The following is an 18,930-nucleotide window of genomic DNA, read 5'->3' on the forward strand; positions in this document are numbered from 1 at the left end:
ATACAGCTTGCTGCGGCCTTCTTAACCGTTGGCCCTGCGTATATTCGTCAGTCCACAAAATGCCGCCGCCATGCCCGTCATCACCGATATTTCCCAGCTCGACCTTACCAAAACGTACACCTACGCCGATTACCTGACGTGGCGGCTAGATGAATTCGTGGAATTGATTCGGGGTAAGGTGCGTCAGATGAGTCCCGCTCCGCGAGTGCGGCACCAGTCAGTTTCATTTCGCCTGAGTACGTTGATTGGTGGCTTGCTGCGCGGAGGTGCCTGCCAAGGCTTTGCCGCGCCGTTTGATGTACGACTACTGAAGAGCACCCCCGATGGTGACGCGCGAATCAGCACCGTTGTGCAGCCCGACTTGTGCGTTATCTGCGACGGGGCCAAGCTCGACGAGTTCGGCTGCGTAGGCGCGCCCGACTGGATTATTGAAATCCTGAGCCCCGGCAACGTGGCCCACGACAGCAAAACCAAATTTGACCTCTATGAGGAAAACGGCGTGCGCGAATACTGGATGGTGGACCCCGGCCTCAAAAACGTGATGGTATACGTTCTCGAAAACGACCAATACCAGTTGCAAGGCGAGTTCTACCAGCCCGGCCCGATACCGGTAGCCACACTGCCCGGTACGACGCTGGAGTGGGCAGAGGTATTCGAAGGACTATAGCGGCCGTTTCCGGGCTACTCCGTTTCGTCCGTAATCCGCCACTGCCGACCTAATAGTTTCAGCAGCGTCCGGCGCCAGCCGGGCAGTTCCCGGTAGGCCAGTTCGGCGGTGTGCTGGCCCGCAATGTCCAGCGCGTTGAGGTGGCGGCGGAGGGTGGGTAAGCCCTGGCTGACGTACTGCCCGAACACCCGCGTGAGGGCCGGACGAATGGCTTTGAGGTTCCAGTAGTGCAGCACGTAGGGCGCCGCCTCGCGCAGGGGGCTGTCGAGGCCCAGGCGCAGCCCGGTGGCCAGCTGCTCCATCATATGCTTGTTGTAGGTGGCGTAGAGTTGGTCGGCCAGCGGAGTTATATCGCCCAACAGCGCCGCGTCCTGGCTCTGGAAACCGATGATGCCGGAGTTGTAGAGCGGCGTTTCGGGGCCGATGCGCACGCGGCCCGTGCCCACCGCAAACTCGCGGCCCTGTAACCGCCGGTACACCTTGCGGCTAAGGGTGTTGCCGGTGCGCATCACGCCTTCGTTGAGGTGCATAAAACGGACACCCGTCGCAATCTGGTCGAAAATTGGGGTAGGGTCGTGCTGCCAGAGCGTATCGGTATCGGTGAACAGCAGGTTGCCGGGGTAGTGGGCCGCCGCGTACTGAAGCACCCCGATTTTGAGCAGGTACACCATATCGGCCGCCCCGCGCCAGTCCCGCCACTGTTCGGCCGTTACAGCCGGGTACAGCACGTCGGCCCGCTCGCCGAGTACCTGCCGGAAAACGTCGGGCGTATCGGTGTACACCAGCACCGTAGCGGGCGGCGCGGGTGCTACCTCAAAATACGTCAGCAGGCTGTACAGCGCCTCGTGTTTGATGGCGGCCGGACCGTGGGCGAGGTAGATGAGGTAGTTCATGAGGTGAATTACGCACATTACCGTATTTGTCCCACTAAGCAAGGCTGCTTAGTTTTGATTGTAGCCAAGTCGGGCTACTTTGCCGTCGCTAAATTCCAGACGCAGATAATCAGCGTCAACGGGGTGGATGCCGGGCTTCATGCCTAAATAATAAAGCCAGGTTTCTTCTCGTTGCTGATTGGGCTGGCCTAACAGGGCCGAAACCTGATGTTGGTTGAGGCCGATGAGTTGCTGCGAATCCTGAAGCCCATTCACCATTTCATGCCGTTTTTGCGGGCTGCGTGCCCATTCGGCGGCAGTGAAATCCCGGTGCGGATGGTGGAAGAAACCAAACCCCAGCAGCTGCAAGCTACCCCAGAAAAGCAGCAGCGTCGCCAGCCCGGCAGCTGCCAGGGCCGAGTAGTTGGGGTGGGGCTGCCGGGGCCGAAAACGGTCGATGCCAGAGCGCATCGCTATAAATGCTACGGCGAGTACGGGCAATCCACAGAGCCCCGCTGCCAGCAGATACCAAGGGAGGTCGGCCCAAAAGGTGCTCATGTCATTACAAGAAAGCGGCAAGATACTGTGGCACGGACTGAAGTCCGTACCCCGCCGGCAATGAACTGTTCATCATGGCGGGCTACGGACTGAAGTCCGTGCCACATTGCAGTTCAATTACCCTACCGCACCCTCACTACTCCCGCCCCCGAATACGAATGGTATTCGGCGTTGTACATGGCGTCGGCGCTGACGGGGCCGAGGCGGAAGGTGCCTTTGCTCACGGCGCGGGCCAGGTAGTAGAACGCCTTGGGTTTAGGCGTGGCGGTGGTGAAGATGTTCAGGCGGTCGTCGCGCACGTCGAGGTAGTCGGGCTGGGCGGCGTTCTTGGCCCAGGCCAAGTCGCGGACGGCCCCGATGCGGGGATTCTCGATTTCGAGGCCGGCGGGCAGCAGGTCGGTAATGGCCACGTTGGGCACCTCGCCCGCGCTTTCGGCCGATTGGAGCGTGAGGCGCACCACTACCAAATCGTTCTGGCGGAAGGTGGCCGAACTCAGCGGGTTGCCGTTGCGGTCTAGGAACTGGCGGCGCACAGTTAGGTAAGCGTCCTCCTCAGCCACGCGGTCGGTGGGCGAAATGCCTTCCAGCTCCCAGAAGTAGTAAAGGCTGCCCTTGCCGGTGGGCCGCAACGTAATCTGGCGGTTGGCCACGTTGCTTACCGCGAGGTCTTTGCCGGTGAAGGCGCCGATGCTCTTGCCGTCCGCCAGGAGTTGGGCGGTGGCGGTGCTGTTGGCGTTGGTCTTGGCCAGTTTTCCCAGGGCCAGCAGCGAGAAGGCGCGCTCCTGGGTGCTTAGCCAGCCGGCCTGCTGCACGCGGCGGCTCAGCTGGCGACTCAGGTTGAGCACCTGCGGGTTGCTAGGGTCGGCGGCGAGCAGGGCGTTGAGCACCAGGGCCATGTCGCGGATGGGTGAGGCGAAGGAGCCGCCCAGCTCGCGGCTCGCGATGCTTGGAGCCGCACCGTAGCGCGCGGGTACCGTCTGCTGGAAAGCGCGCTGGTTGCCGCTCAGGGCGAAGGCCGCCGCCAGCAGGTAGCGCGAATCGTCGGCCAGCAGGGGGCGGTTGGCTTTGTAGTAGTTGAGCGCTACGGGCGTGGGCCGGCCGGCCAGGGCCAGTACGTAGAGCGAGTACGGAATTTCCTTTTTGGCCAGCGTAACGGGCCGAATTACGCCGCCGGTCTGGATGATGTTGTAGGTTTCGGTTTCGCGCTGGCGGGTGCGGGCTTCGAGGTAGCCGAGCACCCGGTCGAGCACGTTCTTATTCACCTCGAAACCGGCCTGCCGGGCTTCGAGCAGGAAATGGGCGGCGTAGGCCGTGGACCACCAGTTGTCGTAGTCGCCGCCGGGCCAGTAGCTCAGTGAGCCGTTGTACATCTGTTGGGCCTCCACCTTGCGGATGGCCTCCTGCACGTGGTAATTGGGGTTGAACTGACCCGCCTTGCCCTTGACGCCGGTTTTCTGGCCCAAAGTCGCTACCAAATCACCATAATAAAGCTGGGGGAAGGCGGCCGACACGGTTTGCTCCAGGCAGCCGTAGGGGTACTGCAGCAGGTAGCGCAAATCCCGGGCAAATTCGGCCATCGGCGAGCGGCTCACCACCAGCTGGCTCCGCAATGAGGCCGCCATGAAATCGGTCTTCAGATTCAGCTGCTGCGCCTTGCCGCCGCCTGCCAGTGAGCCGCTGCCGGTACGCTTTTGCAGCGGCGAAGCGGGCCGCACGGGGAGTTCGATGGTTTCGGTGAAATCACTCTGTATCCCTTTCCTTTCTTGTTGAGCAGGATTCGGCTGTTCTTTAGGAAGCTCACGATAATTCAATACACTTGCTCTAATCTTTATCGAGGCATTGCCGATTGATTTTCCATATATGTTTGTGAATACAAATCTGCGCTCTGTGTTCGGCAATAACGTTAATTCATCCATCCCATCTTCCGCGTATATAGAAGACTGAAGAGGAACAGATATATCCTTGTTGCTAATTGGGCCCTTCGGAATTTTGATGACATAACTAGATGTGGAAATAGCCTTCCGTTCTAATCCTTTGGTATCAATAGTGAGCTTAACCTTGAGGCGTTTATCGGTCGTGTTGTTCAGCGTAACCGGCACATCAATCGTGTCGCCGGGGCTCAGGAAGCGGGGTAGGGCGGTGCTGATAACTACTGGGTCGGCGACGCGCATGGTGTGCTCGGCCGAGCCGAAAGCGTCGCCCTTGTAGGCTACGGCCATGATGCGGATGGCCCCGCTGAACTGGGGCACCTGGAGCTTGTAGCGGACTTTGCCGTTGCCGTCGGCCGTGAGCACGCCGCTCCACTTGGCCAGCAGCTTCACGCGGCGCGAGGGTACGGGCGTGGTGCGGCGGGCCAGGTCGTAGACGTCGCCGCCGGTGGAGCTGGTGCCGATTTCGGGCAGCAGGAAGGGGTACACATCGTGGGCCGCCACTTCGAGGGCGCGCTTCTGGTAGAAGTAGCCGTGCGGGTCGGGCGTGCGGAAATCCTTCATCTGCAGAATGCCCTCGTCCACCATGGCCAGCGTAACCTGGGCCCCCGGCGCGGTGCTTACCTCAATGGTCTGGCTGGTTTGCGAGCGGCTCAGCGCGGGCGCCTTAATGGCCACCGACAGCCGCGAGCCGGGCTTTTCCACCGTCAGCGGCACGAAGCCGCGGGCCACGGTCAGGGGTAGGCGGTTGTCTTTGATGGGGCGGATGGCGGTGGCCGTTACGTAGATGTTAGGCACGTGGCCGCCGCGAATCGGAATGTCCACCTTGGCCGATTTCTCGTCGGTGTCCACGTAGAAATGGTCGAGCACCCGGTCCCGCTCCACCGTCACCAGCACGCGGCCAGGGAAGGGCGTTTTGAGCAGCAGATGGGCCGTTTGGCCGGGCTCGTACTGGGTCTGGTCGGCCTCAATGGTCACTTCGCCCTCGTTGTTCACCTCGAAGGAGTTGCTCTGAGTATCGCCGTAACCGTAGGCGTACACCCGCTGGGCCACGTACGTCGCCGCGCCGGGCCGCGAAACCCGGATTTCGTACTCGCCCGAATACTGCGGCGCAAAGCCCAGGTTGGCATCGGTGCCACTGCCGGAAACCTGTACGTTGCGGCTTAGGGCCACCTCTTCGCGCTTCTGCGAGTTGTAGGTGTAGCGGCCGCCGCGGCGCTCAATTACGGTTTCCCAGAGCAGGCGCACCACCTGCACTTTCGCTTGAGCGGTAGTGGGCTGGCCGGCCGGCGTGAGGGCCACCAGCCGCACCGGCAGGTTTTCGCGGGTTTTTACCAACTCGCTGAGGTTCTGCACCCCGAACATGACCGCCTGGGTCTGCACCTCAAACGTGGCCAGCCGGTTCACAGGGCGGCCGGTTTCGTCGAACACCGTGGTGAAGGCCGCGCCTTCGAGGGTGCCCAGATCGGGGTAGTCGGGCACCTGATAGGTAGCGGTGCCGCGGCCGGCGGCGTCGGTGGTGCCCTCGCGCACGGTTTTCTCGAAGCGGTCGGCAATCGGGGTCGATTCCAGGTCGCCATAATTTCCGCGCCGCCGGTCGCCGCTGTTGATGGCGAAGCTGTAATTGGGGTAATCTTTGGGTTTGAACGGCTTTTCCCTGAGCGAGAACTCCACCTCGAACTTGCGGTCGGCGGCAGGCGGACCGAACAGGTTCTGGGCCGTAATGAGGGCCTGCACAGTCTGGTCGGGCTTCACCACGGCCCGGCTGGCCTTCACCGTTACCTTCAGGCGGTCCGGAATAAACTCTTCCACCGACAACTGGCGCGAAGTCAGCAGCACGTCGTTGGCGGTCAGTATTTCGAGCGTGTAGAGGCCGGTCATCACGCTGGGGGGCAGAATGAAGCGGGCCTCAGTGCTGCCCTCGGCGTTCAGCGTTTTCTGCAGGCTGGCGTACTCTTTGCCGGTGGGCAGCAGCAGGCGCACCTTCAGCGGGAGGCCTTTGGGCGGGGCCTGCCAGGTTTCGGTGCGTACTACGGTGTTGGTCTGGATGGTGTCGCCGGGGCGGTACAGGTCCCGGTCGCCGTACAGAAAGGCCTGGTAGCGGGCGGCGTTGCTTTGCAGGCCGCCTATCTCGAAGCGCGAGGTTTCCACCCGGCTCCGGTTCAGGTCCAGAAACGTGAAGTCGTCGCCGCGGCGGGCCACCACCATGCCCAGCCGGAACCGCGCATTCTGGGCCGTCGAGTCGAACTTAGCCACGCCCGCGCCATTGGTGACGCCGGTGCCCATTACCTGGTTGTTGGAGCTCAGGTAGCTGATTTCGACCCCGCCCAGGGCCTTAGCCTCCCGAATCGAGTTGGCAAATACCATGGTGCTGCCAGCCGCGCCCTGCTTCACAATCAGGCCAATATCCGACACGGCCACCAGCTTGCTTACCTGCAGCCACTGCCGCTCGGTGTCCTGCACGCGGATCACGTAGAGCCCCTTGAGGCCCGCCGAAAACTCCAGGTCTTTTAAACTCAGGTTCAGCAGCCGCAGGCCCTGCTCCTTGGGCATGCCGGCCACCGTGTAGGTGCGCTCCGACAGTACGTTGCCCAAATTCTCGACGTCGTAGTACTGAAACGAGCGGTCCACATACTCGCCGTTTTCGTCCTGGTTGCTGCTGTCGTCCTCGCCGTCGTACTCGGGGTAGCCATACTGGCTGCCGCCGCGTAGCAGCTGCTGAATGTTGTTGGCGTACACCTTGGTAATGGTCACCTTCACCTTGTCTACCTCGTTGATGCGGATGCCCAGGTTGCGGGCGCCCAGCGCGTCGAGGTACAGCGCCTTATCGGCGCTGGCGAAGCTGATGGTAGGCCGCTCGTCGGAAAAGCTCACGGTCTGCGTCACGTCGTCGTTCAGCTGCCCGCCCAGGCTGCCGCGCAGGCCGCTACTCAGGCGCACCTGATAGCTTTTGCCCACCGCAAAGCCGCCCTTGAGGCGCACGCCGCTTTCCCGCTCCTCCACCTCAAAAGCCACCTGCGGCGACACGGCCACGGCGCTCCGCAAATCCATCCCGCTCACCGGCTGGTTGGTCTGGATGGTGATAACCGGGTCGGCGCCCTGCAGCGTGCCGTTGATGGCCGTTACTTCCAGCGCCTGGGGGTCGGGCACGGTCAGCTCGGTTTCGGTGGTCTGGTCGGTGGGCCTGTCGCTGCCCACTGCGCTCAGGCCGGGGGCCAGCGCCAGTTTCAGGGGCGTGCCGGGTCGTAGTTGTTGCTTCAGGCTCAGGCGCACCTGCTGACCCGCCTCGGTGCCGGCCACCTCAAAGGCTACCGGCTCGCCGTCCTGGGTCAGGCGCAGCAGCGGCTTCACGTCGGCGGGCTTCACGGCGTAATTGAAGGGGAGTTCCACCCGCAGCTCAGCCGTGCCCGCAGCCCGTTCCGAGCGCGCCCAGAAAGCCTGAGGCGTTTGTAGCGCCAGATAAGGCGTATGGAATTTCTGGCGGTCTTCGGGCAGCTCGGTGTCCCGGCGCGTGCCTTCGGGCAGAGCCTCGTTCACTAGCTTGGCCGTGAAAGCCGTGCTGGGGCGCAGCGGCACGTTGGGCGAAAACACCAGCTCCCGGTCCGTCGTCCACTTGAACTTGCCGCGCATGGCCGGCTCGAACGCCACTACCCGCGTAGTATCCCAGCGGTCCAACTGTTCGGGCCCCACTACCGCATCGGCAAACTGAAACACGATGTTCTGGTACGGGTCGATTTCCGCGCCGTTAGGGTCGGCGGCCCTCTCCTCGGAGCGCGAGCAGGCGACACCAAGCAGCATCAGCAACACCAGCAGCGGCTGACGGGCAAGTCGGGGGAGAGGCATAGCAGGGGATAAGGAGGAGCGTAGCAGGATACTGGAAGGTATAGAAAAAGGGCAATGTTATGTGGTTCTGTATAGGTTTGGATGGGAATAATTATTCATCCAACACCTTCGTATAGGAAAATGGTAAATAATTCATGCCCTCTGCTAATGAGCGTTCAAGCTAGCCTTATAATCACCGGATGAAACCCCTCACCATCCTTACCGTGCCCGGCCTGGGCAGTTCCGGCCCGCAGCACTGGCAAACCCGTTGGGAACAGCAGCATGGCTGCCGGCGCGTAGAGCAGCACAATTGGGAACAGCCCGTCTGCGCCGACTGGGTGGCCGCCCTCGACGCGGCCGTTTCTGCCGTGGCGGGGCCGGTGGTGCTGGTGGCCCACAGCCTGGCCTGCGCCACGGTGGCCCATTGGGCCGCCACCGCCACCCGCCCAGTGGCCGGCGCCCTGCTCGTCGGTCCCGCCGATGTAGACCGGCGGGCGCAGCTGCCCGAAGTGCGCGGGTTCGCGCCCATGCCGTCGGCGCGGCTGCCGTTTGCCAGCATCGTAGTAGCCAGCGAAAACGACGAGTACGTGACGCTGGCCCGCGCTCAGGAGTTTGCCGCCGCCTGGGGTAGCCGCCTGGTGAACGTGGGCGCGCTGGGCCACCTCAACTCCGAGTCGGGACTGGGGTTGTGGCCGATCGGGTGGGAGCTGGTGCAGGAGCTGGTTGCCGGTTCTGTAGAACAGCTGTAGCGCGAAGCTTCCGCTTCGCGTACCGTTGAACGATGACGCCTGGCAGTCAGCAAAGTCAGCAACGACACGCGAAGTGGAAGCTTCGCGCTACAGCTGTTCTCACGACACAAATTCAACTCAACGAAAAGCGCCCCAACCAACCGGCCGGGGCGCTTTCTATATCCACGAAACAGGAGTCTTTACAGCTTTTGAAAGCGGCTCACGTAGGTCTGCTTGGCGCCCACTACGCGCACCACGTAGAGGCCGTTGCTCAGGCCGGCCACACGCTGGCTGAGCTGCTTGTTCAACTGCTCGGCCGAACCGCTGCCTTCCAGCACGAGGCGACCCGTGATGGTGTACACGTTCAGGCGCAGGCCGGAGCCGGTTTCCGGCACCTCAAACCGGAGGCTGCTGGTGGCCGGGTTCGGGTACAGGTTCAGCGGGGCAGTGGCCGTGGCGCGGGTGGTGGCCAGCGGCGTCTGGGTCAGCGAGAAGCGCGTGAACACCGGGTAGTGGTCGGTGGTGGTGCTGGCGTAGTTGGCAATGCCCGCGGCCAGATCGGTGCGAATGGCCGCCGAGCCGTTGATGTAGTAGGTGGCCATCGGCTTGCTGGCTAGCACGTTGTCAATCACCGTTCCGAAGCCCACCGTGCTCTGGGCACCGGCCCGGGCCAGTGGCAGGGTGAGAGCCACATAGTTGGGGTCGGCTACGAAGACGTTGTACGACGATACGGCCGGCGTAACGCCCGTGGCAATAGTGCCTTCGAGCACGTCGTTGAAGTCGCCGAGTACCAATGTGTTGGAACCGGGGTAGCTGGTGTCGAGCAGGGTTTTCAGCTGCTCAACCCCCGCTTTGCGACGGGCGTAATCGTTGGCCGAAGTAGCCGATATATTCGCCTTGGCATGAATGTTCACGAAGTTGACGCGCTGTGTCCGGCCATCGAGCGTTACGTCGGCGGCCATCAGGTAGGGAAAGCGGCCCGACGACCAGGCATTGAAGGCGGGACAGTTCTGCGACTCCGGGCAGCGTAGCAGCCCTTCAAATTTCACGGGCCGCACCACATCCGGGCGGTAAATAAAGCTCAGCTTCTGCGTAGAGGCATAATCGGAGTCGGCGGCATCGTCGGCACGCGAGCCAAAATCGGCGGTTTTGTAGGCGTACTGTACGCCCGATTGCGCTGAAAGGGCGACTACCAGGTTACGCAGGCGCACCGTGTCCACCACTTCCTGCAGCGCATACACATCGGCGGCAAGGGCCCTCAGCATGGCGGTAGCATTGGTTTGCTGCAGATCCACATCGGTCGGTCCTTGGCCGGCAACTGTCGAGCCAAACCACTCCACATTCCAGTTTACCACCTCCAGGGTTTTCGTCGCGTCGTAGGTGTTGCCGCGCAGGCTCGGGGTCAGCGTCGGCACGTTGGCCGTGGTCACGCTCAGCGTAGCGGCATAATCGGCAGAGGCCTGCGTGGGTAGAAAACGCACCCGTACGGGTAGCTGCCGGTTGCTGGCTTCCGCCTGAGTGTAAGTCAGGCTGGGGCTGAACACCAGGCTGTCTTTCGAGAGCTGAAAGGCAGCGTCGGGCGATGTGATAGTCAGCGGCCCGGTCAGGTTGGTTGTCGTCAGCACGATGTTCCGGTACGCTGGCGTGTTCACCGGCTGGTAACCGAAAGCCAGGTTCTGGGTGCTCAGGCGCACAGTGGGCGCCGAGGGCGTGGCCGAATTGGTCAACACCACATCATCAACAGTCCAGCGGGCAGCTCCGTTGGTGGTAGAGGTGTACACAAAGGCCACGTACACGCCGGTCCGCTTGTAGCCGCTCAGGTCGAGGCTATTGTTTTGCCACACATTTGAGTTCTGGGCGGGGAAGTTGGCGCTCAAATCGGTCCAGGTTACGCCGCTGGCGTTGGGGTTGCCGGTACCGGAGTAGGTAGTGGAAACCAACAGGCGCAGACCTGGGCCATTGAAGGCCGTACGGGTCCAGTAAGACAGCAGCGGGAAGCTGGTGCTGGTCAGGTTGAGGGCGGGCGAAATCAGCCAGTCTTCGTTGGCCACGTTGCCGCCGTTGGCAAAGCCGTTCATCTGCACGGCGCTGGGGTTGGGCGCCGAGTCGGTGGGGTCGGTGGGGTTGCGGCCGAAGCTGGTGCAGGCCCAGGCTTGGGCACTGCCGGTTACGCTGAACTGTATCCAGCCATCGGCCAGCGCCGTTGCGTTGCAGTCATTAAAATCGAATACGGTCTGGGAGGGGTCGTTGCCGGCTCCGCGCAAAACTACGGCGCGGCTGCTGGCACCGGCGCTGCTCACGGTGGCCGTACCGCTTACCGCGCCGCTGGCCTGGCCTAAAGTGGTGGGCGTAAAGCGCACATATACCAGCCGGGGCTGGGCCAGCTCGGCTACCGAGTACACGGCCACGCTGTCGAAGGCTACCCCATCTTTGGAAACGGCAAACGGAGCCGCTGTGCGCACGCGGGCATCGGCTGTAAGCCGGGTGCCCGTCAGGGTAAAAGTGCGCGGCTCGGAAGGTGCATTGATGGTTTGCTTGCCAAAGTCGAGCGCGGCCGGCGCCACGGCCAGTACCGGCGCGTTGGGGTTGGCGTTCCAGCTCAGGGCAAAATCATCGATGGCCGAGCTGGGCCGGCTGCCCGGGCCCGTGGTAGGAGTAGGGGCCACAATCCGAATCCAGATCGGGCCGGTCTTGTTGTCGAGTGCCCCGCCGAAGCCGACTTTAAGGGCAGAGTTGGCAAAGAACGGGCCGGTGGTGGCCGTAGTGCCCACTGCCGTAAAGGCTGTGGGCGTAGCTCCAAAGCCATACTCTACCTGCCAGGTAGCGGTGCGCCCAATCGTGCTATCGAGCGACTGTAGCCGGAAATTTAGCTCGAAATCGGTTTTGCCCAGCGTGTTTGTCACCTGAAACACAAACGCCGGCCCGGGCCCGGTGGTCGTGCTGGTACCGTCGCCGAAGCTGCCGGTCTGGCGCAGGCCCAGTGCTCGGTTGAGACTGGCAGCCTGGGCGGCCGACGAGGCGGTGCTTTTGAGGCCGGTAGCCGAGGCGAAGTTCTTGAATGCGCCGCTACTGTTGCCCCAGGTGGTGGGGGCCGTGGTGAGCGTGGCCGCGGTGCCAACTTGGTTGGGGCCGGCATTGGTGTAGATGCTGAAGCCGGCGGGCAGGCCGCCAGCCAGCCCGTCGAAGGTTTCGACGTAGGGGCTGTTCGAGAGCGTAACCTGAGCCCGGACTTCCAACGAGGCCATGGTTAGTAAACTGGCCCAGCTTAGCAGGAGAAAACGTTTCATCATAGAAAGAAACTTTAAAAGGCAGACAAAACAAGCGGCTCAGATTGAGCTGCTTGCGTTCGGTGAAACACCTGGTAAAGGTACCCCGAAAATGCCTTTAGTGCAGCAAATGCCCAATTTGTTAACCTGCGACTTCCTGCCACCCGTGGCTGCCAACAGGCCAGCAAGGCTCTGCGCATTCTTCCGCTTACCTGCGCAGATACTATTGTTGAACAGCCGGTACTCGCCGGTTCATCACCTTAAACCAGAGCGGCGGCACGGCGGCCAGCAGCATCATGCCCGGGTAGCCGGTGGGCATTTGGGGCGAGGCCGGCTGATGGCGCAGCGTTTGGTAGGGCCGCGAGGCCAGGTAGTGGTGGTCGGAGTGGCGGGTGAGCTCGTAGAGCAGGATGCGGCCCACGGCGTGCTCCGAGTTCCAGGAGTGATGGGGCTGCACCCGCTCGTATACCCCGCCGGTTGTGCGGTGGCGCAGCAGTCCGTAGTGTTCCACGTAGTTCACCAGCTGAAACAGCACCGCGCCCACCAGCGCCGCACCCGCCCAGGCCAGCAGCCCCAACCCACCGAAAACCAGACCTACGCCCACTACCGCTGCCAGCTGCACCGCCATAAACCGCAACAGCTGGTTCTGCCCGCTCCAGGCCGGCACTTCTAGTCGTCGCAGCCGCTCTGCCTCCAGGTGCCAGGCCGAGCGCAACTCCCCGCCCAAAGCCCGCGGCAAAAACCGCCAGAACGGCTCGTTGAAGCGCGAAGTGGCGGGGTCGAGGGGCGTGGCCACGTGGCGATGGTGGCCCCGGTTGTGCTCAATGAAAAAGTGCAGATACAGCGCGCTGCCCAGCAACACCTGCGCCAGCCGCTGCTCGTAGCCGCGGCTGCGGTGCCCCAGTTCGTGGGCCACGTTAATGCCCAGCGAGCCGCCACAAATGCCCATACTCAGCACCAGTCCCGCCGTTTCCGCGCCCATGAGTGGCACCCGCGTCAGCACCGCCAGATACCAGACCAGCAGGCCCACGTGCAGCGGCACGCACAGGTACAGCAGCCAATCGAAAAACGGGTGGTGCGGGGCCCCGGCCGTAGCCGGCGCGTTGCTGACGACGTTACGCGGCGGCCACGCCAGCTCCAGCAACGGCACCAGCCCGAATACGAACAGCGGTGTGAGCCAGGCCCAGGGCCCCCGCCAGACCAGGCCCACGGCCACGGAGGCCGGCACGAGGTAGGCACTCAGGTAGCGGAGGTCGGTGGGGCGCATAAGCGGAAGTGTTTGGGAAGCAGAAGGTAAGTAGAAATCCGGGCAGCGGCAACGGCTGGGTGCTGCCTACCCGCGAAACCGCCGTAATTTGTCGCCGCCATGCTCTCTCAAGCCCACGAAGTTTTCCTCGAAGTTGCCCGCCAGCTCAGCTTTACCAAAGCGGGGCAGACGATGTTTCTGAGCCAATCGGCGGTGAGTAAGCGGGTGCGGGCGCTGGAGGAGCACTACAAAACGGGCCTGTTCGAGCGGCTGGGCAACAGTGTGCAGCTCACGCCGGCCGGCGAGCTGCTGTACCAGAAATTGCTGCTGGCCCGCCAGCTGCAGCACGAGCTGCATCTCGAATTCGCGGCCCTCAGCCCGGCGTTTTCGCCTCCGCTCGACATGGTGATTGGGGCTAGTACCACCATTTCGCTTTACGTGATTCCGCCGGTGCTTTCGGCCTATCTGAGCCAGTTCCCCAACACCCGGCTCACACTCAAAAACCGCAACTCCGAAAACATCCTTAAAGCCCTGCTCGACCACGAAATCGACCTGGGCATTATCGAGGGCATTCACCGGGTTAGCCACGTCACCTACACGCCTCTGCTCACCGACGAGGTGGTGGCCGTGTGTTCGGGCCGCAACCCCCTGCTACGCCAACCCTTACTGGCCGCCGATCTGCTTCGTACGCCCGTGGCCCTGCGCGAAACCGGTTCGGGCACGCTGGCCGTACTCGAAGAAGCCCTGGCCGCCAAGGGCATCCGCCTCGCCGACTTGCCGGTAAAAGTGCGTTTGGGCGGCACCGAGGCCCTCAAGAACTTCGTCCGCGTGGATACTTGTCTGGCCTTTCTGCCCCGCCAGGCCGTAACGAAGGAGCTGGCTGCCGGCGAGCTGGTTGAGGTGCCTATTCTGGATCTGAACCTGGTACGGCACTTCGAGTTTGTGCAGCGCAAAGGCACCGAAAACAACCTGCCCTACAAAGCCTTTGTGCAGTTTGCACGGCGGTATTATGGAGGTGTTGGGGCCTAGAAGCCGAGTAAACGAAGCAAAAAGAGCAGTGTCAGGCTGAGTGTAGCCGGAGGCGAAATATCTATACTACAATAGTAACCTTGATAACAGGAATAGCACTGCGGTAGAGATGCTTCGGCTTCGCCTTTAGCTGCGCTCAGCCTGACACGGTTCTAATCATTATTCCCAAATGGCATAGCCTATTCCAAGTAGCCATTTGTTTTCGGCATATAGTGCAGGGAATTTTGCGTTCTACTCTCTGCTTATGAACTCTACTACCGAATCCCTTAGCTGTCTGCACGAGCTTGAATGCTCCGTCTGCGGCCAGCCGCATTCCGCCCACCAGCTACAGCTCGTGTCGGAGTGCCACCAGATGCCGCTGGTAGCTACCTACCACCTGTCGCCGCAGCTTAGCCCGGCCGCTGGCATCAACCAGGCCGATCCGTCTATGTGGCGCTACCGGGCGCTGCTGCCGCTGCTCGACGACAAGAACAAGGTGAGCCTGGGCGAAGGCCTGACGCCGCTGCTGCACCTGCCCACCCTCGGCGGCCGTTACGAGCTGGCCAGTCTGCTGCTTAAAGACGAAGGCCAGAACCCCACCGGCTCGTTTAAGGCCCGGGGCCTGAGCATGGCGGTTTCCAAAGCCAAGGAATTGGGTGCTACTGGCTGTATTATTCCAACGGCCGGCAACGCGGGTGTGGCTTTGGCCGCGTACTGCGCCCGGGCTGGCCTGCGGGCCGTGGTAGCTATGCCGCGCCACACGCCCAAGGCATTTAAGGAGGAGTGCTATTGGTACGGAGCCGAAGTGCAGCTCATCGACGGCCTCATCAACGACTGTGCCGCCTGGGTGCGCCAGCACAACGCGGACAAACAGCTGCTTGACGTGTCGACCCTGAAAGAGCCGTATCGTCTTGAAGGCAAGAAAACGATGGGCTACGAGTTGGCCGAGCAGCTTAACTGGCAGCTGCCCGACGTGCTGCTTTACCCGGCGGGCGGCGGTACCGGCCTCATCGGTATCTGGAAGGCCTTCCGGGAAATGCAGCAGCTGGGCTGGCTGGCGCCCGATGCCAAACTGCCCCGCATGGTAGCCGTGCAGGCCGATGCCTGCCAGCCATTGGTAGCCACCTATACGGGCAAACAGGCCAATTGCCACGCCTACGTTGGCCGCCCTTCCATTGCCAATGGCCTGGCAGTGCCTCACCCGATGGGTGAGCAGATGATGCTGCGCGTGCTGGCCGAATCCAATGGCACGGCCCTGAGCATCACCGACGAGGAAATGATGGAAGGAATGCGCGAGTTGGCCCGCCACGAAGGTATGTTCGTGGCTCCCGAAGGAGGGGCTGTTTGGATGGCTGCCCGCAAGCTGCTGGCCTCCGGCTGGATTGCCCCCGGCGAGCAAATCCTGCTGCTCAATACCGGCTCGGCTCAGAAGTATATGGACAACGTGGAGGGTCGCTGGGAAAAGTAGGATGGAGTAGCCCGGTGCATAAGAAAGCCTGCCTGTCTCGTTACGAGACAGGCAGGCTTTCTTATGCACCGGGCTACTTGCTACCACTAATTAAGGCATTTGCATACTCTGACTACGCGTTTTCCCTGCGTTGTGCAGCAATAGTTCTCTCGTCCGCACTGCCAAAGTCCTTTTGTCCATACTTCCACCGGTTAGCTGTGCTGGTCACTGACCGGCAAAGTCTCGCTGTTGCCGGACTGTTGTCCAGGATAATTCTGCCCTTTTTGGTCTACTTCATCAGTAGCGGATATAGCATGCCCTTTGAAATGAAGTGTATAAGTACGGGTTGATATAGTTTTAGTGCTGAATGTGCATTTTTTGAAAGGGGGTATTCTGATAAAATAAGAATATTTTAGTAAATATACCTTGTAAAAGAGGGGGCTTCACTGAAATACTTGTTATGAACACTCATGCTGCTTCCTTCCGGTCGAGCCGCACCTTGCTATTGTTGCTGGTGCTGGTGGCACTGGCCTTCATTGCTGCTTTCGTGCGGGTGCCGCACCCGGCCGCGGCCCCCGGCTCGCTCAACGGGGCCGATGTTGCCTGGATGCTCACGGCCTCGGCCCTGGTGCTGCTGATGACGCCGGGACTGTCGTTCTTTTACGGCGGCATGGTGCGCCCCAAAAACGTCATCAGTACCATGCTCCAGAGTTTTGTGGCGCTGGGCGTGGTGTCGGTGCTGTTCTATTTCGTGGGCTTCTCTCTGTGTTATGGCAACTCCTGGCACGGGCTGATTGGTAACCCGCTCACGTTTGCCCTGCTGCGCGACGTGGGCACGGCCCCCAACCCGGTCTTTGCGGCTGGCATTCCATTCGTGCTCTTCTTCGCCTTTCAGCTTAAGTTCGCCATCATTACGCCGGCCCTCATAACCGGCTCGTTTGCCGAGCGGGTGCGCTTTAAGGGCTACTTAGCCTTTATGGTGCTGTTCAGCTTGCTAATATATTGCCCGCTGGCACACTGGACCTGGCACCCGGAGGGCTTTTTGCGGCAGTGGGGTGTACTGGATTTCGCGGGTGGTACGGTGGTGCATATTTCGGCCGGTGTGGCGGCGCTGGCCGGGGCGCTGGTACTTGGGCAACGCTCGGCCAGCCTCCGAACCTCCTCCTTTTCGACGCCCAACGTGCCCTACGTGCTGCTGGGCACGGGTTTGCTGTGGTTTGGCTGGTTCGGGTTCAATGCCGGCTCGGCGCTGGGAGCCAACGAGCTGGCGGCCCTTTCGTTTGTGAACACCAACTTGGCCTCGGCCGCTGCCCTGCTGGCCTGGGTGCTGGTGGAAGTGGTGCGTGGGGGCAAGCCTACCGCTGTGGGGGCCTGCACCGGGGCCGTGGTGGGCCTGGTGGCCATCACGCCCGCCGCCGGCTACGTCGATTACGGCCAGAGCATCCTGTTCGGGGTCCTGGCTGCCCTCATCAGCCACGCCGCCGTGCACTGGAAAAATGCCCGCACTACCATCGACGATACGCTCGACGTATTTCCCTGCCACGGCCTGGGCGGCATCGTGGGCATGTTGCTCACGGGCATCTTCGCCGACAAAGTGGGCCTCATTTACGGTTCGGTCACTACGTTCGGCTACCACGTGCTGGGGCTGGGCATCGTGGTAGGCTACTCCTTCGGCGGCTCCTGGCTCCTACTCAAGCTCACCGACCGGCTCGTGGGCCTGCGCGTGCAACTGCCCGAGGAAGAACTGGGCCTCGACCTAAGCCAGCATGAAGAATCAACCTACCACACCGACGAGGAGTTTGAGCGCACCTATCGCCGTGCTGTGCCGCCGATTATAGAAGGCCAGCAAGCAAACAGTGCAGCAGTCAGCAATTATCGAAGCCCAGCTTGAGCTACGGCAATTGCCGACTGCTGCACTTCGCTAATACAGCCTGAAAAATTGCCTCCGAAAGGCCCCCGATTTCCACCTTCTTGAAGGGCGCAGTGTGGCCGCTGAGCAGCGTAAGGCTGGATTTGCTTACGCCGAACACTTCCGCCAGATAAGCCAGCAGGCAAGCATTGGCTTTGCCATCCTGGGCCGGGGCGTGCAGCCGTACCGTAACGGTGCCGTCGAGAGCAACTGCCAACTGGTTATGGCGGGCGTTAGGCTTGGCTTTCAGATACAGAATGGGCAAGACTCAGGCAGGCGAGTTGTAAGCGTCGTACACGTTCCAGGCCCAGATGAGGAAGGGCACGATGAGCGTCCAGGACAGCAGAAAGCCAATGGTGCCGCCAACAGCCCAAATCAGAAAGGCCTTTAGAAACTGTCCCTTGATGAGTTGGCCCAGGCCGGGTACAAAGATGGAAGCCAATGCGGGTAAGCCATATGTCTGGTTCATAGAGAGGAGTGAGGGAGTGAATGGTGATAGGGAGAAGGGAGAACGAGGAAGCAATATGCATCAAAGCGGCCTGCTTTTGCTAGGTGGCTGGCTGCTCAATATCCCCTTCACGCTTTCCCCCTGGAACCCGCGCCTGACCGAAGGGGCAGCGCTCCAGTAGTGTGCAACGACCGCAGGCGGGCGTGTGAAAGTAGCAGCATTTCTGGCCATGAAACATGAACACCTCGTGGTGGTCGTACACCTGCTGGGCGTCCCAGTCGGAGGGCAGCAGGGCCGCCAGTTGCTTGTGGGCCGCTGCCTCGCCCACTTTAGGACCGATAAGGCCCAGGCGCTGGGCCACGCGGTGGTGGTGGCTATCAACGGGCATGGCGGGGCGGCGCAAGGTGCTGAACAGCAACACGGCGGCGCTGGTTTTGGGGCCCACGCCGGGCAGCTTCTCCAGCCAGGCCCGCGCTTCCGGAATAGGCAAATCGGCCAGAAACGCCAGGTCGCAAGGGCCGCCGGCGCAACGCTGGCCCACTTCGCGCAGAATCTGCTGGAGCCGCGGGGCCTTCTGCTCGGGCCAGGTGCAGGGGCTAATGGCGGCTTCGACTTCGGCCGTGGGTGCATCGCGCACCTCATCCCAGCTCGGAAAGCGGGCCCGTAACTGCTGGTAGGCCCGGTGCGAATCCTGGTTGCGGGTGCGGTGGGAGAGCAGCGAACTGATAAGCTCGCTGAGTGGGTCTTTGGTGGCAAAAAATGCTACCGGACAGCTGTATTCGGTGCAAAGTTTCGCGTGGGCCCATAAGGCCAGTTCCTGGCGTTCGGCCCGCGCAGAATCAGTAGCAGAAGCAGGGGATATTTTCACCCGCTCTCCTACGTAGGCTTGTGTTGGTAGTTACTAGTGATGAGTTGGTAGTTGCTATGCTGAGCGAAGCGGAGCGTAGTCGAAGTATCTCTACTGCAATCCTAATCCTAATGCAGGGTTTACCGCTGCGGGAGAGATGCTTCGACTACGCTCCGCTTCGCTC

General features: G+C 61.8%; 13 protein-coding genes. 5 read left to right on the forward strand and 8 right to left on the reverse strand.

The features are described 5' to 3' along the window. The first annotated feature begins 70 nt into the window (after positions 1-70). Positions 71-667, forward strand: a complete 597-nt coding sequence (locus HW556_RS07115) for a Uma2 family endonuclease (RefSeq protein WP_176899331.1) — start codon at positions 71-73, stop codon at positions 665-667. A gap of 14 nt (positions 668-681) precedes the next feature. Here HW556_RS07115 and HW556_RS07120 read toward each other — a convergent pair whose 3' ends face one another. From HW556_RS07120 to HW556_RS07130, 3 genes are all read right to left on the reverse strand, one after another. Further along, the gene (locus HW556_RS07120; protein ID WP_176899332.1) at positions 682-1,560 is read right to left on the reverse strand and encodes a hypothetical protein; all 879 of its coding nucleotides are present in this window, start codon (positions 1,558-1,560) and stop codon (positions 682-684) included. A gap of 48 nt (positions 1,561-1,608) precedes the next feature. After that, a complete protein-coding gene (locus tag HW556_RS07125; RefSeq protein WP_176899333.1) occupies positions 1,609-1,908 on the reverse strand; it encodes a hypothetical protein in 300 nt (99 codons plus the stop codon). Between the two features lie 311 nt (positions 1,909-2,219). Then, positions 2,220-7,868 carry an alpha-2-macroglobulin family protein gene (locus tag HW556_RS07130; RefSeq protein WP_176899334.1) on the reverse strand — a complete coding sequence of 1,883 codons (5,649 nt, stop codon included), beginning with the start codon at positions 7,866-7,868 and terminating at the stop codon, positions 2,220-2,222. Between the two features lie 179 nt (positions 7,869-8,047). On the opposite strand from HW556_RS07130, the gene HW556_RS07135 reads away from it, so the two are divergent. Beyond that, positions 8,048-8,596: an RBBP9/YdeN family alpha/beta hydrolase gene (locus HW556_RS07135; protein WP_176899335.1), complete on the forward strand. Its 549-nt coding sequence runs from the start codon at positions 8,048-8,050 to the stop codon at positions 8,594-8,596. Between the two features lie 179 nt (positions 8,597-8,775). Here the strand turns inward: HW556_RS07135 and HW556_RS07140 are convergent, their stop codons facing one another. Together HW556_RS07140 and HW556_RS07145 are read right to left on the reverse strand one after the other, a co-directional pair. Then, the gene (locus HW556_RS07140) at positions 8,776-11,862 is read right to left on the reverse strand and encodes a T9SS-dependent choice-of-anchor J family protein (RefSeq protein WP_176899336.1); all 3,087 of its coding nucleotides are present in this window, start codon (positions 11,860-11,862) and stop codon (positions 8,776-8,778) included. A 202-nt stretch (positions 11,863-12,064) separates the two neighbouring features. After that, positions 12,065-13,108: an alkane 1-monooxygenase gene (locus HW556_RS07145; protein ID WP_176899337.1), complete on the reverse strand. Its 1,044-nt coding sequence runs from the start codon at positions 13,106-13,108 to the stop codon at positions 12,065-12,067. 99 nt (positions 13,109-13,207) lie between these two features. Here HW556_RS07145 and HW556_RS07150 point away from each other — a divergent pair, with 99 nt between their 5' ends. The 3 genes from HW556_RS07150 (at position 13,208) to HW556_RS07160 (ending at position 17,433) form a co-directional block, all read left to right on the forward strand. Beyond that, entirely contained in the window at positions 13,208-14,116 is a 909-nt protein-coding gene (locus HW556_RS07150; protein WP_176899338.1) for a LysR family transcriptional regulator, read from the forward strand. A 244-nt stretch (positions 14,117-14,360) separates the two neighbouring features. Continuing rightward, the gene (locus HW556_RS07155) at positions 14,361-15,563 is read left to right on the forward strand and encodes a threonine synthase (RefSeq protein WP_176899339.1); all 1,203 of its coding nucleotides are present in this window, start codon (positions 14,361-14,363) and stop codon (positions 15,561-15,563) included. A gap of 439 nt (positions 15,564-16,002) precedes the next feature. Next, positions 16,003-17,433 carry an ammonium transporter gene (locus HW556_RS07160; RefSeq protein ID WP_176899340.1) on the forward strand — a complete coding sequence of 477 codons (1,431 nt, stop codon included), beginning with the start codon at positions 16,003-16,005 and terminating at the stop codon, positions 17,431-17,433. Between the two features lies 1 nt (position 17,434). Here the strand turns inward: HW556_RS07160 and HW556_RS07165 are convergent, their stop codons facing one another. The 3 genes from HW556_RS07165 to HW556_RS07175 all read right to left on the reverse strand — a co-directional run bounded on the left by HW556_RS07165 (position 17,435) and on the right by HW556_RS07175 (position 18,767). After that, the gene (locus tag HW556_RS07165; RefSeq protein WP_176899341.1) at positions 17,435-17,716 is read right to left on the reverse strand and encodes a DUF167 domain-containing protein; all 282 of its coding nucleotides are present in this window, start codon (positions 17,714-17,716) and stop codon (positions 17,435-17,437) included. A gap of 3 nt (positions 17,717-17,719) precedes the next feature. Beyond that, the gene (locus HW556_RS07170; protein WP_176899342.1) at positions 17,720-17,920 is read right to left on the reverse strand and encodes a hypothetical protein; all 201 of its coding nucleotides are present in this window, start codon (positions 17,918-17,920) and stop codon (positions 17,720-17,722) included. Positions 17,921-17,999: 79 nt separating this feature from the next. Then, positions 18,000-18,767, reverse strand: coding sequence for an endonuclease III domain-containing protein (locus tag HW556_RS07175; protein ID WP_317170485.1), 768 nt, complete (start codon positions 18,765-18,767; stop codon positions 18,000-18,002). Positions 18,768-18,930 lie beyond the last annotated feature (163 nt).

Origin of the sequence: Hymenobacter terrestris (assembly GCF_013377905.1) — a bacterium.
Classification (GTDB): domain Bacteria; phylum Bacteroidota; class Bacteroidia; order Cytophagales; family Hymenobacteraceae; genus Hymenobacter; species Hymenobacter terrestris.